The sequence below is a fragment of the Leyella stercorea genome, from assembly GCF_019052365.1.
In the GTDB taxonomy this organism is placed as follows: Bacteria; Bacteroidota; Bacteroidia; order Bacteroidales; family Bacteroidaceae; genus Prevotella.
This window is the reverse complement of record NZ_JAHQUY010000061.1, coordinates 1-17,516: the sequence shown is the minus strand read 5'-3', so window position 1 is coordinate 17,516 and position 17,516 is coordinate 1. Positions and strand designations below refer to the sequence as shown.

13 protein-coding genes are annotated in these 17,516 nt (G+C 48.5%); 4 read left to right on the top strand and 9 right to left on the bottom strand.

Annotation, left to right across the window (positions count from 1 at the left end):
• Positions 1 to 299 precede the first annotated feature (299 nt).
• From KTQ90_RS10230 to KTQ90_RS10195, 8 genes are all read right to left on the bottom strand, one after another.
• A complete protein-coding gene (locus KTQ90_RS10230; protein ID WP_217318337.1) occupies positions 300 to 806 on the bottom strand; it encodes an RNA polymerase sigma factor in 507 nt (168 codons plus the stop codon).
• An 18-nt stretch (positions 807 to 824) separates the two neighbouring features.
• Complete coding sequence (locus tag KTQ90_RS10225) at positions 825 to 2,216, bottom strand: L,D-transpeptidase family protein (RefSeq protein WP_217318336.1); 1,392 nt, start codon at positions 2,214 to 2,216, stop codon at positions 825 to 827.
• Positions 2,217 to 2,405: 189 nt separating this feature from the next.
• Positions 2,406 to 2,717, bottom strand: a complete 312-nt coding sequence (locus KTQ90_RS10220) for a T9SS type A sorting domain-containing protein (RefSeq protein WP_217318335.1) — start codon at positions 2,715 to 2,717, stop codon at positions 2,406 to 2,408.
• A 118-nt stretch (positions 2,718 to 2,835) separates the two neighbouring features.
• Positions 2,836 to 5,016, bottom strand: coding sequence for a GH92 family glycosyl hydrolase (locus KTQ90_RS10215; protein ID WP_217318334.1), 2,181 nt, complete (start codon positions 5,014 to 5,016; stop codon positions 2,836 to 2,838).
• Positions 5,017 to 5,153: 137 nt separating this feature from the next.
• Positions 5,154 to 6,905 carry a phospho-sugar mutase gene (locus tag KTQ90_RS10210; RefSeq protein ID WP_217318333.1) on the bottom strand — a complete coding sequence of 584 codons (1,752 nt, stop codon included), beginning with the start codon at positions 6,903 to 6,905 and terminating at the stop codon, positions 5,154 to 5,156.
• 112 nt (positions 6,906 to 7,017) lie between these two features.
• Positions 7,018 to 7,827: an outer membrane protein assembly factor BamD gene (locus KTQ90_RS10205; RefSeq protein WP_369680869.1), complete on the bottom strand. Its 810-nt coding sequence runs from the start codon at positions 7,825 to 7,827 to the stop codon at positions 7,018 to 7,020.
• 394 nt (positions 7,828 to 8,221) lie between these two features.
• The gene (locus KTQ90_RS10200) at positions 8,222 to 8,935 is read right to left on the bottom strand and encodes a glycoside hydrolase family 25 protein (protein WP_217318331.1); all 714 of its coding nucleotides are present in this window, start codon (positions 8,933 to 8,935) and stop codon (positions 8,222 to 8,224) included.
• Between the two features lie 136 nt (positions 8,936 to 9,071).
• A complete protein-coding gene (locus KTQ90_RS10195; RefSeq protein ID WP_217318330.1) occupies positions 9,072 to 11,231 on the bottom strand; it encodes an elongation factor G in 2,160 nt (719 codons plus the stop codon).
• 198 nt (positions 11,232 to 11,429) lie between these two features.
• On the opposite strand from KTQ90_RS10195, the gene hemW reads away from it, so the two are divergent.
• The 4 genes from hemW (at position 11,430) to KTQ90_RS10175 (ending at position 14,842) form a co-directional block, all read left to right on the top strand.
• A complete protein-coding gene (gene hemW, locus KTQ90_RS10190; protein WP_217318329.1) occupies positions 11,430 to 12,563 on the top strand; it encodes a radical SAM family heme chaperone HemW in 1,134 nt (377 codons plus the stop codon).
• Between the two features lie 109 nt (positions 12,564 to 12,672).
• A complete protein-coding gene (locus KTQ90_RS10185; protein ID WP_217318328.1) occupies positions 12,673 to 13,956 on the top strand; it encodes an O-acetylhomoserine aminocarboxypropyltransferase/cysteine synthase family protein in 1,284 nt (427 codons plus the stop codon).
• A gap of 6 nt (positions 13,957 to 13,962) precedes the next feature.
• The gene (locus KTQ90_RS10180; protein WP_217318327.1) at positions 13,963 to 14,511 is read left to right on the top strand and encodes a hypothetical protein; all 549 of its coding nucleotides are present in this window, start codon (positions 13,963 to 13,965) and stop codon (positions 14,509 to 14,511) included.
• A gap of 1 nt (position 14,512) precedes the next feature.
• A complete protein-coding gene (locus tag KTQ90_RS10175; protein ID WP_022158420.1) occupies positions 14,513 to 14,842 on the top strand; it encodes a hypothetical protein in 330 nt (109 codons plus the stop codon).
• 3 nt (positions 14,843 to 14,845) lie between these two features.
• On the opposite strand, the gene KTQ90_RS10170 is transcribed toward KTQ90_RS10175, so the two are convergent.
• Complete coding sequence (locus KTQ90_RS10170) at positions 14,846 to 17,377, bottom strand: outer membrane beta-barrel family protein (RefSeq protein ID WP_217318326.1); 2,532 nt, start codon at positions 17,375 to 17,377, stop codon at positions 14,846 to 14,848.
• Between the last annotated feature and the right edge of the window lie 139 nt (positions 17,378 to 17,516).

The window sequence follows — 17,516 nt, the reverse complement described above, 5'->3', positions numbered from 1 at the left end:
GTATAAATTTTCTATAGAATCAAAAAGCTTTCCCCTAGATATATCGGGTGAGCCAAGACAATCAATACAACAAAACGGAGAAACTGATGACACCATTTATACATGGCATCATCGGTTTCCTCTGTAACATGCAATAATTTGTTGACGTTTTATCATCGTGCTCCGAACGCGAATCAATTGGATTCCGAACGCAAACCAATTGGATGGTGAACGCAAACCGATTGGACTCCGAACGCAAACCGATTGGACGGCGGACGCGAACCGATTGGACGGCGGACGCGAACGGTACAAACCTGCAACTATTTACCTACAATATAATCGTGAATCTTCTTAACGGCGATGTGGTAGCTGGCCTTCAATGCGCCTTCTGACGTGTTCAGAAGATGGCTCATATCGGAATACTTCATCTCTTCGAAATAGCGAAGGTTGAAGACTATGCGCTGCACGTCGGGCAACGTGGCGATGGCTTCCTGAAGAAGGGCTTGCGTGGCGTCGCCATCAAAATATTCGTCGGCAATGAGGCGCGAGCCCACCCCATCGCTAAGGTCGGTATCGTAAGCGACAAAATCGCGCTTACGACGCAGAAAATCGAGCGACTCATTGATAGCTATACGATAGAGCCAGGTATATATATTAGAGCGCTCCTGAAACTGTTCAAGGTTGTTCCATGCCTTAACGAAGACATTCTGCATCACATCGTTGGCGTCGTCGTGGTTGAGCACAATACGGCGTATCGTCCAATATAGTTTCTCGCTATATCGGACGACGATATCTGAAAACAGTTTGTTCTTCTCAGCACTTTCCATTTGCCTTGAACCCCTTTATTAAAGAAACTTCTGTATATTCTCGTATATTATTCCGTCGAAACCGTATATATCCTCATGCCTTACAAGGTTGCCGGCGGCGTCGGGATAGAGTGTATAGTAAGTGATGTATACCGGCACCAGCGGATCTACCTTAAGGCTACGTACCATCTCCGAACGTTTTGGACGTTCGTCTGTCGTTTCGTATTCTCTCGGCCGTTCGCTGAAATCGGCTGCCATAGAGTATTTAATCTTCTCCATCAACGCCTCATCTTTGTCCTTGAGCATGAAGACAGCCAGATCGTATGGTTTCTCTACACGTATGCAGCCATGGGAGACCATGCGGTTCGTACGGGCGAAGACGCCTGGCGAAGAGGTGTCATGCAGGTATATGCTGTAATCGTTATCGAATCGGAATATCAACCTGCCAAGCGCATTGCCGCGTCCGCCCCACTGCACAACGGAATAGTTGGCGCTGAGGAGCATCTCACGCGTCACGTTCTCGGGTTCTACAATCTTGCCGGTGCTGCGCTCACGCACGAAGTAGTTGTGACGGTCGAAATAGGCATGGTCGCCTACATGATGCACAATGCTCGTCTTGATGATGCTCTTCGGGATAATCCATTGTGGGTTGAAATCCATTCGCTTCACCTTGCTGTGGAGCAGCGGTGTCTTTGTCTTAAACGTTCCTACCGCCACCTTCATCACGAGGCGTTCGTCGCCGTCGTGGGCATAGAGATGCAAAGCCGGCACATTAACAACCACATACTTCTTGTGCAACTGCGGATAATCGCCGTCGTTCTCCCAACGGCAACGCTCCATATTGCAGAGCAGCAGTCGGCGATAAGCCTTGTCGTTAGTCTTGTTGAGTTCGGCTACGTATTTGTTGTACAACGGGTTGTGAGGTTTCGATTTGGCAAGAAAGTCGGTAAACTTCTCGCCATCGCCCTTTATCACGCTGCAAGCCGTGGCAAGATAGTTGCTGCCAGGCAGACTGGTATTCCAGCCGTACAGCGATCGGTAGGACACATGAACGGTGTCGTCGTTGCGCTTGTCGAGGCGGTTAAAAGCTTGGAAAGGATTCATGAAACCGAAACGCTGTCCTTCGGTATAGCGCAGGAAAGCCTTTGTAAGGTAGTACTCCAAACGGGCGAACACTTTATCGGCTGTATTTCTTGACGATTCAAGAGAGTCGAAATCGAGAACACGCACACGCTGCAGGTCTTCCTTCAGCATCGAGTAGTAGAACTTCTCGCGCGAAAAGCCGAAAGAATCGACACGCTGTATGAACGTGAGCAGCGTATCGGCGTTTGAGGATACGCCGTCGCGCGTAATCCACAACATATCCATATCCTCCCTATAATGTCGGCGGGCATGAATATCGGCTATGCTGTTGGTCGTGTCCGACCCCATCAACGCGCGTATATTAGAAAACACATTGTCTGCTGAGACGTCGTATCCGGCTGTACGCAACGAATCGAAATCGTTTAAGGATACGCACACAAAATCTTCTTTCTTATGGCATGAGCAAAAAACAAAGACCATAAGAAAGAAGAACAAAGAGAACTTGCTGATATTCAAATTCGATGTTGACAAAACTTGTTACTTAATAACAATTTTACGTGCTATCTTACCAACCTTAATAATGTAAATCCCTTTTGGCAAGTTCAAATCAAATCGTTTGTCCTGACTATCAATCTTTACAGACATAATAGGAGCGCCACCGGCAAGATTGTAGACACTCATGGTCATGCCACAAGCCTCTATAATGCGCACGACATTGTCCTCGATTGAGATAACTGGCTTTTGCACGTTGTCAATGAGTTCTATCTCGGGCATACAATCTGCCTTTGCAAAACTGGGAGCACCCATCATGAAAATAGCAAGTAATATAACGAGTAGATATTTTGTCATAAACTTTCGTTTTAAAAGTGATAATTTGTTTCTGCAAAGATACAAAAACTTTTAATACGACAATAAAAATAGTGTAAAAAAACTGATTCATTCAGATTTTTTACACTATTTATAGGGTTTATTGCATCACAAATGTCAATGTTCCGCCTTGCATGATGTCATTATGCGAAATATCGGTTCCGCGAAGTCGCTTGCCGTTGAGCAGCACTTCTTTTACAAGATACTTCTCGGGCGAATAGCCTTCTGTCACAATCTTGAACGTATTGCCGTTCTCCAAGTGTATCGTTGCGTTGCGGAAAAGCGGCGAACCGACCTCATATTGGCAGCTGACGGGATTCAACGGATAGAAGCCCAATGCGCTGAACACATACCAGGCGGAAGTCTGCCCGCAGTCTTCGTTTCCACACAGACCGGCTGGCGTATCGTTGTAGAGTTCGCTGAGTATCTGGCGTACATACTTCTGGGTCTTGTGCGGCTGACCAATCTTATTGAAGATGTAGGCAGCGTGATGGCTCGGCTCGTTACCATGCGCATACTGACCGATCATACCGGTGCTGAACAGCGGCAGTTCGGCATTTGCAGCAGGCGTATAAGTGAAGAAACTGTCGAGTTTCTCGGCAAAGCGCTTCTTGCCTACGAGCTTTTCGAGTCCTTTTATATCGTGCTGCACCGACCACATATAGTGCCAGCCGTTGCTCTCGCAGATGTGCGCTGTATATTCATCAGGCGAGTAAGCCGGCTGGAAACTGCCGTCGGAATGGCGCGGCTGCATGAACGTAGAACCCTTGCAATACACATTGCGATAGTTCTTGGCGCGCTTGCTGAACTCTTTATAGACGTCGGTCTTGTTCATCGACTTGGCAAGCGCAGCAATGCAAGCGTCGTCGTAGGCATACTCAAGCGTACGCGAAAGTGACCAATCGTCGCCGAGTGTAGGTTCCTTCACATCGTAAGGCACATAGCCCAGCTTCTTGTAGAGTCCGATGCCTCTATAGTCGTCAAGATTGGCTGTCTTGACGCACTCTGCGAGCGCCTCCTCCTTATTAATATTAGGCACACCCTTCAGAATAGCCTCAGCAATGACAGAGGCTGCATGGTAACCAATCATCATATCGGTCTCCGACGACCACATGTTCCATATCGGCAGGCGTCCGTTCTCCTTGCTGAACGCAATGAGCGAATTGACCATCTCGCCTGCTCTTGCAGGCATGAGGATGTCGTAAAGCGGATGTGCAGCGCGGTAGGTGTCCCACAACGAGCATGTCTCGTAGTTGTTCCAACCATCGGCCTTGTGCAACTTGCGGTCGGCACCGAGATAAGTGCCGTCTACATCGCAGAGCAACGTAGGTGCAGACATAGCATGATAGAGCGAAGTGTAGAATACTGTCTCCTGCGACTTTGACGCTCCTTCTATCTCTATTCTGCCCAACTCCTTGTTCCAAAGCGTTTCAGCCTGTCGCCTTACGGCGTCAAAGTCGTCGGTCTTAGCTTCAGCCTGAAGATTCTTCTGCGCGCCTTCAAGACTCGTAGGCGACAAGGCTGTTGTAACAACCAACTTGTCGAAACCCTCTGTAGCAAACTTGAAGCGAGCGATACAGCCTACCCCATTCGGATTGTTCTGCAGTTTCTTGTTTTCAATCTCTAAAGACTTGATCGGCTGCGAGAAACGTGTTCTGAACCAAACGCGCTGATTGCGTGCCCAACCATCCGAATAGCGATAGCCTTCGATTGTGAACGAATCGACAACGTTTATCTTGCTGTCAACCGTAGCATCCCAGTTCATAGCCTTGTTCAAGTCGAGTATAACCATACGCTCCTTGCCGTCATTAGGGAAAGTGTAGCGCTGTACGCCGCAACGCGGAGTTGCTGTAAGCTCTACATTTATGTCGTAGTCGGTAAGGCGCACCTGATAATAGCCTGCGTGTGCCGTTTCGTCCTTGTGAGTGAAACGCGAGTGTATGCCCAACGGCTCTTCCGCCTCATTATACGGCAACGTCACCGGCAGGAACGAGATGTCATACAAATCGCCGGCGCCCGTTCCCAACAAGTGGGTGTGGCTGAAGCCTGCAATAGTGCTGTCCGGATAGAAATAGCCTGCAATGCGGTCCCATCCTGGCAATCCGTTGTCAGGACTGAGCTGCACCATGCCAAAAGGCACCTGCGCTCCAGGATATGTATTGCCGGTGTAATCGGTACCTATGAGCGTATTCACCTTTGAGGCGAAGTCGGTAGCATACGTCATGCTATGAAACGCACATGCCACCAGACAAAGAATAGAAACCAGAGTCTTTCTCATCATTATATAATATGAAGATTTGAGTTGAAAAAGATAAAAAGAAAGTCCACTTAAGGAATGTCCGGTTAGGCCATATCTTTAAGTGGACTTATCATTATTGTATATTCAAAGCAACTGCTTCAGAAGAAGCAACATTGCTATTAGTCAAGATGAAGAGACTTCTTGATAGCCTCAATCTTCTCGTCTGCGGCCTTGCTGCAACGCTCGTAGCAACCAGCACACTTGAATGACGGATCCTTAACCTCGATGTAGAACTTGATCTTAGGTTCTGTACCCGATGGGCGAACGCTAACCTTAGTGTTGTCGTCGCAGAACCACTGGAGCACGTTGCTTGTTGTAGGCATATCGAGCTTCTCTACAGTGCCGTCGGCCTTTGTAGATGTGAGAGCCTGATAGTCCTTCCAGAGAACCACCTTGCTACCACCCAACTCCTGAGGAGGATTAGCACGGAAGTCAGCCATCATCTGCTTGATTTCGTCAGCGCCAGTCTTGCCCGGGCGAACTACGTTCACTGTGAACTCCTTGCTGAAGCCATACTCCTGATAAATCTGCATCAAGAGGTCGTAGAGAGTCTTGCCCTGGTCCTTAGCCCAAGCAGCGATCTCGCAGATAAGGCAGATTGAAGCTGGAGCGTCCTTATCGCGAACCTTGTCGTAAGGCAGGAAGCCGAAGCTCTCCTCACCACCACCGATGTAGTCCTGCTTGCCCTCAGAGATAGCAATCTCACGTGCAATCCACTTGAAGCCAGTGTAGCAGTCGCGAAGCTCTACGTTGTTCTTCTTAGCGATTTCAGCGATAACCTCTGTTGTTACGATAGTCTTAACAAGGAAGTCTGTCGGCTTCAGCTTGCCAAGCTTCTTTTTGTTCTCGATGATGTAGTAGCAGAACATCATGCAAGTCTGGTTACCATTGATAATCATCCACTCACCCTTATCGTCGCGGCAAACAATAGCAAGACGGTCAGCGTCAGGGTCGGTAGCAACAACCAAGTCGGCATTGAGCTTTGTACCAAGCTTCATACCCAGTGTCATAGCCTCTGCGTTCTCTGGGTTCGGAGAAACAACTGTCGGGAAGTTGCCGTCAACAACCATCTGCTCAGGAACAACATTGATGTTCTGGAAACCCCAAGAGCGCAAGCAGAGAGGAACGATAACGCGACCTGTGCCGTGCATTGCAGAATAAACGATATTGAGATCCTTCTGGCGGTTGATAACATCCTGGTCAATCATAGCAGAATGAACAGCTGTCATATAGTCGTAGTCCATCTCGCCACCGATAATCTGAATCTTATCCCAGTTAGCTTCGAACTTTACGTCGTCAATAGTCACCTTGTTAACCTCGTCGATGATACCCTTGTCGTGCGGAGCCAATACCTGAGCGCCGTCGCTCCAGTATGCCTTATAGCCGTTGTATTCTTTCGGGTTGTGAGAAGCTGTAACGTTCACACCAGCCTTTGCTCCGAGTTCACGGATAGCAAAAGAAATCTCCGGTGTAGGACGGAGTCCCTCAAACAAATAAGCCTTGATGCCGTTTGCAGAGAAGATAGCAGCAACAGTCTCAGCAAAGAGGCGCGAATTGTTGCGGCAGTCGTGACCTACAACAACTGAAAGATTCTCTTCGCCTGGGAAAGCCTTCAATATATAGTTAGCAAAGCCCTGTGTAGCCATACCAACGATGTACTTGTTCATGCGGTTTGTACCAGCACCCATAATGCCACGTAAACCACCAGTACCAAATTCGAGATTCTGATAGAATGCATCGATAAGCGCAGACTTATCCTCTGCATCAAGCATCGCCTGCACCTCTTTACGTGTTTCCTCGTCAAAAGCCGGAGTAAGCCACTGCTGTGCTCTCTCCTCACACTGCTTTATGAGTTCTTTGTTGTCTCCCATAATATAAATGTATGTTAACGTTATTAATAATTTAAGTTTCTACTTAATATTACAAAGTTAGCTATAAAAAATGAAACAATAGTCGTTACCCAACTATTTTTTTTCATTTATTTTACTCTAATATCTTTGTCATGTTCAACTCTGTTATTCTGCCATCAGGATTAACCTTAGCATTGAAGCGGAATCTTGTCTCGATTGAGCTGTTATCTGTATGCTCCACCTTCTGCAATGCAGAGAAAGCAACGGTATATTCATACTGCTGGTCGCCTACTTCCTTCTTTGTTATTTTATAGTCTTCAAGCGACATCCATGTCATTGAAGCCACATCGTTCTTGTATATTTTATGCAAGAAAGTAGCGACATCGCTGCGTGTGGCATTTGTCTTGCCGAGGAATTTGCCGATAAGCGGATTGAAAGAATTCATCAATCCTTCCTCATCACGATTGTTCATACTCTTGAATACCCCATCAAACACCGCACCGATCAAGATTTTATCCTCAGGACTTACGGTGTTTGCATTAAGAGTCTTCAATTTATCGTTAGCCTCATCGAAATGCTCACCATCAGGATGCTGCTCCAAATAAAGCTGAACTGCCTCAATAGTGTTTGTAGCATCAGCCTTCGACCAGTCAATAGAGTCTATCTTGTGCTGTGCAATCTGACAGAACGGAGAATTCGGATGCTGCTCAATGTATCTTTCAAAATCGCTTTTCGAACCGCTCACCACAACGTTAGTCCAATCTCTGTCGAGTTGTGCGAAGTACTCAAGATGCGCTGAGATAGAGTCGCGGTGTGCTTCAGGTGCATCTGTATAGGTGTCAAGATAGTTTTGCAGCACCTGCGAGTCGTTGCTTGAGAGAGCATACTCGTAAGCAGCTTCTTCCTTGTCGCCTTGAGCATTTCTGTAGAAAGCATACAACACTCCTCCCAAAACAAGAACAATTAATACAACAACAGCAATGACGGTTCTGTTGTTATTCGAACGCGATGTCTTTTGTTCGTTTTCACTTTCCGCCGGTTGTACACCACCTGCCACGCTTTCCGCAGCAGATTTATGGTGGCAATGCGGACATTCTGTATTATTATTAAAATACGTGTATCCACATTGCGGACAAGTTACTACATGTCCTGCGATTGGCACACCACACGAGGGACATACCGGAGCTTTGTCGCTAATTTCCTGATTACATTCAGGGCATTTGATTATTGCCATTTTCTTAATTTAAATGAATTATCCTTTAATGTTTTATCTTATTGATTGTACAATATCAAGCATTAGACAGTCAACGTATTCGAGTGCCACAATACCTTTGAGATTATCTACGCCTTTGATATTTAAGTTCACGAAGACCGTGTCTGCCCATAAACCTGCTCTTGTCTACATATCCTCTTACGCCATCAATGTATCCCTTTCCGGTATACTGCCACAATATATAGTCTTTATCGTCAGCCAATATCGGCTCGTTGGCAGAATATTGGGCAATCATCAGTTTATAACCATCCAACAGTCCGACAAGATTTTTGTTATAGAAGTTGGTACCGGTATATATAAGAGGCTTCTGATGATAGGTTTCTTCAATCATATCAAGAAACTTAGCCACCGAATCGCGGAAAGCTTCCGTACTCATGCCCTGCTTTACCTCAATATCAATCATCGGAATCAAGTCCTGCTGACTTGGGCGACACTGTGTCTTGAAGTTCTTTAGCTGCTTTGAGAGTTCTGTTTTCGGTCTGAAGAAATGATATGAGCCAACCTTTAAGCCATACTTATGAGCCAGTTCTATATTCTGCTCATACATATGGTCAATACGGTCGCCACCCTCAGTTGCCTTCAGGTACACATATGCCATTTTTGAGTTGTTGCCTACCGCCTCCCAAAACACTTCACCTTGATAATGGCTCAAGTCAATGCCATGCACATGAGTGCAAGTATCTTCGCATTGTACAAGGTTGTTTTGAGAGAATGCAGGAGTATAGAAAAACAGTCCTGCCAATATTATATATATATGTATGTAAAAAAATCTTTTCATACATGCAAAGTTACAGTAAAATAGAGAAAAAGGCAAATAATCGATACTTTTTTAAAATGTATTAATACAACGCAAAAGACCGTTCTTGTGCGAGAAGCGCACAAGAACGGTCTTTGATATAAAAAACAATAATCGATTATTCTTCTTCCTCAGCCTCTGCTGCGTGTTCTTCGATAAGTTTCTGCTGCAGATCGTTCGGTACAAGCTCGTAGCTTGCGAACTTGGTTGTGAACGAAGCGCGGCCGCCTGTCAAGCTGCTCAATGAGATAGAGTAGTTGCTGAGTTCCTTCAATGGTATCTTAGCCTGAAGTTTCTGATAACCAGCCTCGCTATCCATACCCATGATGAGAGCGCGGCGTCCCTGGAGATCAGACATCACATCACCCATGTAGTCGCTCGGTACGTAAACCTCGAGGTCGTAGATAGGCTCCAGAATCTTCGGTCCTGCCTCCTTGAACGCTGCAGAGAACGCATTGCGTGCAGCCAGCATGAACGAAAGTTCGTTAGAGTCAACCGGGTGCATCTTGCCGTCATAAACGATAACACGCACATCACGTGCATAGCTACCGGTCAGCGGTCCGTGCTCCATGCGGTCCATGATACCCTTGAGGATAGCAGGCATGAAGCGTGCATCAATAGCACCACCGACAACAGAGTTGATGAATACGAGTTTGCCGCCCCATTCCAAGTTAATCTCTTCGCGACCCTTGATATTGATCTTAAACTCCTGTCCATTGATCTTGTAAGATGTAGGATCGGGCATACCTTCAGCGTACGGCTCAACGATGAGATGAACCTCACCGAACTGGCCAGCACCGCCCGACTGCTTTTTGTGACGATACTCAGCGCGCGCCATCTTTGTGATAGTCTCGCGATAAGGTATGCGTGTCGGCTCAAACTTGATAGCGAGCTTCTCGTTGTTCTCGAGACGCCACTTCAATGTGCGGAGGTGGAACTCGCCCTGACCGCGTACGATGGTCTGGCGCAGCTCCTTGCTCTGCTCAACGAGCCATGTCGGATCTTCCTGATGCATGCGCAGCAAAGCCGACATAAGTTTTTCTGTTTCTGCTGTGTTGACAGCCTTGATTGCACGTGAGAACTTAGGGTTAGGGTATTTGATAAAGTCAAAGCGCCATTCGCAATCTTTACCATTGAGGGTGTTTCCTGTCTTTACATCTTTCAACTTAACTGTGCAACCGATATCGCCGGCAACGAGCTCGTCCACTGGTATTCTGTTAGCACCAGCGCAAGCGAATATCTGACCGATACGCTCCTTTGAGCCACGATCAGCGTTTGTCAAGTCATCACCCGACTTGATCTTGCCGCTCATAACCTTGAAGTAGCTTACCTCACCGATATGCGGCTCCAAACCTGTCTTGAAGAAATAAACAGACTCCGGTCCGTTTAAATCAGCGACAATCTCCTCACCACGTGTATTGTGAAGCTTCGGCATTTCGCTTACGAAAGGCACAACATTGCCCAAGAACTCCATCAAACGGCGAACGCCCATATCCTTGCCTGCACAAACGCAGAACACTGGGAAGATAGAACGTGTAACGAGTCCCTTGCGGATGCCTTCGCGCAGCTCGTCCTCAGAGAGAGTCTCCTCTTCGAAGAACTTCTCCATAAGAGTTTCGTCGTTCTCAGCCGCAGCCTCTACGAGAGACTTATGAAGCTCCATTGCCTTATCCATCTCATCTGCAGGGATATCAACGATAGTAGGCATACCACCTTCTGGTCCCCATGTGTACATCTTCATCAGAAGCACATCGATGATAGCATTGAAGCCAGGGCCTGTGCTAACCGGATACTGAATCTGAACACACTTAGAGCCGTAGATAGCGTTCATGTTAGCTATGACATTATCGAAATCGCACTTATCAGAATCCAACTGGTTGATAAGGAAGATAACCGGCTTGTGAAGTTTTTCGGTATAACGGAAGTTGTTCTGTGTACCAACCTCAGGACCGTACTGACCGTTAATAAGGATAACAGCCTGATCGGTTACGTTGAGGGCTGTGATTGCGCCACCGATGAAGTCATCAGAACCCGGACAATCAATAATGTTAAGCTTTTTGTTGTTCCATTCTACATGGAACACTGTGGGGAACACAGAGTAACCATACTCATGTTCTACCGGGAAGTAGTCGCTCACCGTGTTCTTTGCTTCCACCGTACCACGGCGCTTGATAATACCACTACCATAAATCATAGACTCGGCAAGGGTGGTCTTGCCGCTACCCGCACTGCCTAAAAGGGCAATGTTCTTAATCTCATTTGTTTGATAGACCCTCATATTCTTCAGGTTTTAAATGGTTAATAATAAATTCAGGCGGATTGACTTTGGGGCGGGTGTCTATCCGCTTACTAAATTAAACATTTATGCGGTATTTCCAAAAGAAATGCACAAAAACTAATCAAAATTTTAAACTTATTAGTAATTTTGCACGCACTAAACGAGGTGTCAGACAGCATACACCTTATTATATAGCGAATGAAAGCAGGATTATACATTCATATACCATTTTGCGAAAGCCGCTGTATCTATTGCGGCTTTTATAGTACGACAGCAAAAGACTGGCGCACACGCTACGTGGACGCACTTTTGAAGGAGATGCACATGCGTAGCGGTGAGCTTAAAGCGCTCTATCCCGACCATGAATGTACAATTGATACTGTTTACATCGGCGGCGGCACGCCCTCCACACTCTCCATCGACGATCTCTCACGAATCATAAACACGATAAAAGCGGTTTTCCCTTGCAAAACCCGTGAGATAACGATAGAGATGAATCCCGATGATGTCACCACAGAACTTATTTCCGCTGTGCGCAACCTCGGCGTGAACCGCATCAGTCTTGGCGTGCAGACATTCAGCGACGAACGTCTGCGCTTTATACGCCGTCGCCATAATGCTGCACAAGCCGCCAAAGCCGTCGAAACAATACGCCGTGCCGGCATAGACAACATAAGTATCGACCTTATGTTCGGTTTCCCCAACGAGACATTGAACGACTGGCAGAACGATTTGGACGCAGCCTTGAAGCTTCGCCCCAATCATATTTCTGCCTACAGCCTTATGTACGAGGAAGGCACCCCACTCTACCTTATGCTTCAGAACGACAAGGTGCAACAGACCGACGACGACACTTGCCTGGCTATGTATACCATGCTTATGGACACGCTTTCGGCTAACGATTACGAGCATTACGAGATAAGCAACTTCTGCCTTCCGGGCTATCGCGCCATACATAACAGCAGCTACTGGAACGACACGCCCTACTTAGGCTTCGGAGCCGCCGCTCATTCGTATAACTTACTGACACGCAGCTGGAACGTAGCCGATATTAAAGAATACGTCAGCGCAATAGGAAGCGGCAATCTGGCGTCTGAAAGCGAACGTATTGACGACGACACCCACTACGATGACATCATCACAACTGCCATGCGTACATGCGAAGGTGTAGACCTGATGCGTCTGAAACCAGAGTATCGCAACTATGCTCTGCGTTCAGCTAAGAACGATATTGACGGCGGATTTCTTGAACTCGCTGACAACCACCTGCGACTCACACGCAAAGGACTTTTTGTGAGCGACATGGTGATGAGCAACCTTATGAAAGTCTGATAAAAATAAAAAGGTAAAAAAGTAAAAGAGTAAAAAGAAATACAAATCATAAAGATATAAGGATATAAAGATATTAATCATACATTAAAAATAATCAACAAACAAGAACATGGAAAAGAAACTTCGCACCGCTTCACTTTGTGTGCAGGGCGGTTATGAACCAAAGAACGGCGAACCTATTGAGGTACCTATCATACAGAGTACGACATTCAAGTATGACAACTCAGAGGAGATGGCTATGCTCTTCGACTTGAAGAAGGAGGGCTATTTCTACACACGCCTGCAGAACCCGACCAACGACGCTGTTGCAAAGAAGATTGCGCAGCTCGAGGGCGGTGTTGGCGCTGTGCTCACCAGTTCTGGTCAGGCTGCCAATTTCTACGCTGTATTCAACATCTGCGAGGCTGGCGACCATATCGTAACATCCAACGAGATTTACGGCGGAACATACAATCTCTTCGGCGTTACGCTGAAGAAGCTCGGCATCGAGTGCACTTACGTTAATCCGAACGCATCTGAGGAGGAGATACAGAAGGCATTCCGCCCGAACACAAAGGTAGTGTTCGGCGAGACAATCAGCAACCCTGGTTGCGCTGTGCTCGACATCGAGAAGTTTGCACGCATCGCCCACAAGAACGGTGTGCCTCTTATTGTCGACAACACATTCGCTACACCTATCAACTGCCGCCCGTTTGAGTGGGGCGCAGACATCGTCACACACAGCACTACCAAGTACATGGACGGCACAGCGAGCCAGGTTGGTGGCGTGGTTGTAGACAGCGGCAACTTCGACTGGATGGCTCATGCCGAGAAGTTCCCCGGTCTCTGCACACCCGATGAGAGCTACCACGGACTCACCTACGTCAAGGCTTTCGGCAAGATGGGCTACATCACAAAGCTCGTGGCTCAGCTCATGCGCGACCTCGGTTCTATCCCTGCTCCGATGAACTCGTTCATCCTCAACCTCGGCTTGCAGTCGCTCCACCTGCGCATGAAGCAGCATTGCGAGAACGCACAGCGCGTTGCCGAGTTCCTAAAGGCTGACGAGCGCGTGGCATGGGTACACTACTGCGGTCTGCCGGGCGACGAGTATTACGAACTCGCACAGAAGTATCTGCCAAACGGCTCTTGCGGCGTAATAGCATTCGGACTGAAGGGCAACCGCGAGACTGCAATCCGCTTCATGGACTCGCTCGACATGATTAACATCGTGACCCACGTGGCTGACGCCCGCACCTGCGTGCTCCACCCTGCAAGCCACACCCACCGTCAGCTCTCCGACGAGCAGTTGCGCGAGGCTGGTATCGCGCCCGACCTTATCCGTCTCTCTGTAGGCATTGAGGACGCAGAAGACATTCTCGACGACATCAAGCAGGCTCTCGACAAGATTTAAACTGACATGAGCATGACAAACAACGAAGACAAGGAGCTGCTTTTCCGCGACGACCTCCATCAGTTTCTGCTCTCTGTAGACATGATTGACGAGCGTCTGCCCGAAGCTCCCGACCTCGAAGAGTTGTGGCAGCCGATAGCTCAGAGCTACATGCCCGACGCCATACGCGAGTTCAACGGCGAATATCCGCGTGTGGCGTTCGGCTGGATAATGTACGTGGGCATGGCGCTCGCAAAGTATTGGGATGTAGAATGGACTACCTACTCTAAGGTGACCGACCTCTACGCCTACCTACGCGACCGCATCGACTTCGACCACATGGACGATTACATCTGCGAGAAGGTGCTTTGCCTCGACGCAAAAGAGCACGAAGTGGTAAACAACGTGGTGGGCGAATGTGCAGCACGCACCTACAACAAGCTCTGCCGCATGCGCCTTGAGGCTGGCTCAAAGGAGGCGTTCCGCACCTTTGTAGCGGCTCTACACCAGATGTATCTGATGGGCATTGCCGTAGAATTGCGCAGCCTTGGCTATCACATGACAAAAGTACAATAGCATGACTGACAAGGAATTTGAGACTTACTGGAAAGAAAATCGCATGACGATACTCGACAAAAACGACGAGTATCGCCATGCGAAAGAGAATTTCAAGATACACTCCGGCGCCGACCTCATTCTGTTTGGCATACCCGTAGTGGCAGGCATAGTGTCGATAAACAACGTGCCGCTGCAGAACGAGCTACTCAAATGGGTGGTAAGTGCGGTTATCACCATTGTCTGCTTCGCCCTCAGCGTGTGGGTGAAAAGCTTGATAACCGGCACGGTGTCGCCCGACGAAGTGGAACAACGCCTCAAGGAGGCAAAGAGACGCGAGTTGGTGGAATAGTGCTTACTTTCCACCACCTTCTGCGCTCTTAACATCGTCGTTAGAGATAGATCGCGCCACCTTCTTGACACCCGACGACAATTCGCCGATGCGCCAGCTCACGTTTATGCCGACGCGCCACGGATTATACGACGAGTCGCTATGCGTTATGAAGTTCGCGCCTGTGACCGTCGATTTATAATGGCGCTTTGCATCAAGGAAATTACTTGCATACAAGTTGAAGTTGAGCCTATCCTTGAGGAACGACTTCTGCACATTCAAGTTATAGTTGTACATGCCCTCCGTCTTCGATTGAAGATTGGGGTTGCTCGTACAACCATAGAAACCAACATTCACTCTCCAACTCTTAGGCAACGTCTGCTGCACGCCCACATACGCCGAACCGTAATAGCCATAATTGTGCAGCGACTGACGGTCGTTGTAGTCGGAATAGTCGCCCCACAGATTCATGGTCAGGCGTGTGTTCTTGAAGATATTCCAATTAACATAGCTCGACACCGACGCGGTCTGTGTGCGTCCGATGTTGCGGTACGTGGTGTAGCTAACGAGCTTGCCCGTCGGATTCTTCACGCTCTCAATAGTGTTATCCTCCACGAGCGACGTAACGCTCGATATGCTGTTGTTGGTGAAGCTGTAGCGCATGGTGCAGCTCACGGAGAACTTAGCAGCAAAGTAGCTGTACGTCAGCTGCACGTTATGGTTCTTCTCGCTCACCAGATTAGGGTTGCCCTGCTGTAGCGCCTCGGGGTTAGTCTGGTCGAGATACGGATTGAGCGACCAGATGCCGGGGCGGTAGATACGCATATTATAGCCGAATCGCAGATTGTTCTCGTCGTTTATTCGATAACCGAGACTTGCCGACGGCACCACATCATCGAACCCCGTAGAGAAGTTCTCGCCCTCGCCCAACTCATACTTTATCTTCTGGAACGTGTGCTCGTAGCGTGCGCCGAGTCGTCCAGACAGATTGCCAGCCTTCAATCCATAGCCCAAGTAAGCGGCGAGGATGTCGTTCTCGTGACGATAGTGCGACGAATACTGTTCGTCGAACGTGTATTCACCGTCGGTTCCAATCGGACGCACATAGCGGTCGTCGTCCGAACGGTTGTCACGCAATATGTATTTTGCACCGACCTCCACGTTGTGCGCCTTGCCGATAGGCGTAGTATAGTCTACCTGCAACGTGTGCTCCATGCTTCGTCCGTTGCTTTCGGTATGCTCGTCAGACAGGCGCTTCACGAACGGCAGCCACTCGTCGGTAGCTTCTGCCACATCGTAAGACGAATAGTTGTCGCCGCCATTTGTGCCTCCGCTTATCTTGTAGGAGAACGTAAGCATACGACCCTTCTGTCTGAAGAGTCGCTGATAGTCGATGTTGCCGTATAGGTAGGTGTTGTCTGAGACACCGCGTCCGCCGTCGCTATACGAATAGAGCGTTGCGCCCGACAGCGGCGACGTAGCGTTTCTTCTTGCCAGGCTGTGCGAATGTGATCGATTAGTCCAGATGCCGAACGAGGCTGTGACGAGTCGCAGCGTGTCCACATCGTAGCTCGCTTCGAAGTTGCCCGAGTGCGAGTGGTTATACGAACGGCTGTCGCTCGTAGCGTATCGGTTGGACGCAGAGGGCGTAGACGGGTCGCCCGTGAACAGACTGCTGTAGTCGCCATGCGAGTTGCGTCCGTCGTAGTAGTTGTACGAGTAGGTTCCGCTGACGGTGAGCTTACCCTGCTTCACCGTAGCATACATGCCTGCATCAACATCGGCATTCGACACTCCGCCGTTAGTAGTCACGGTGTAGCCTTCGATGCCCTTGCCTACAGTCACGATGTTTAGGATGCCGCCCACACCCTCCGCGTCATACTTTGGACCGGGGTTTGTTATCACCTCTACCTTCTTTATCGATGACGCAGGCATACTCTTCAGCACCTCCTTCGGGTTGTTCGACATCATACTGTTGGGTCGTCCGTTGACGTACACCTTGAAGCCCGAGTTACCGTTCACCTTGATATTGCCGTCGCCGTCTACCGTCACCATCGGCACCTTGCGCAGCATCTCCAGTATGTTGTTGGTCTTCGAGTCGGGGTCTTCCTCTATGTCGTACGTAATCTTGTCGATGTCGGCTTTCACGAGCGGCTTCTGCGCCACGATCTCCACGGCGCCCAGCACGTGCGAAGCCTCCTTTATATATAATGTGTCGAGCGCGGCTACGGGCTTGCTGTCAGACACGACGAAGTTGCGCACGATGGGCTGCTTGCCCATTGCGTTCACGTAGAGGCGATAGCTGCCCGCCTTCTTCAGAGTCATGTTGAAAGAGCCATCAGCCTCCGATACAGCAAGTGCGGCGGTGGATGTAGAATCGGTTTGCGATGTGATTTTCATGGTGGCGTACTGCTCGCCTTCCTTCGTCGTAGCGTCGACTACCACGCCCTTTACCACGAAACGCTTTGCTGTCTGGGCGCTTGCTTCAGTGGCGAAAGACAAGAGCGGAGCTACAAGTGTTGCAGCCAATAGATACTGGTTCTTGAAAAAAGTCATAATACATCATTATTACTTGGTTCATAAATACGTTAAAAACGCAGAGGACTTTCGTCGCTCTGCGTACTTAAGAATACAAAGTTAACCTGTTGGCGGAATTAATTTAGTGCATACTTAATTCTGCCAATGGGCTTGTCGT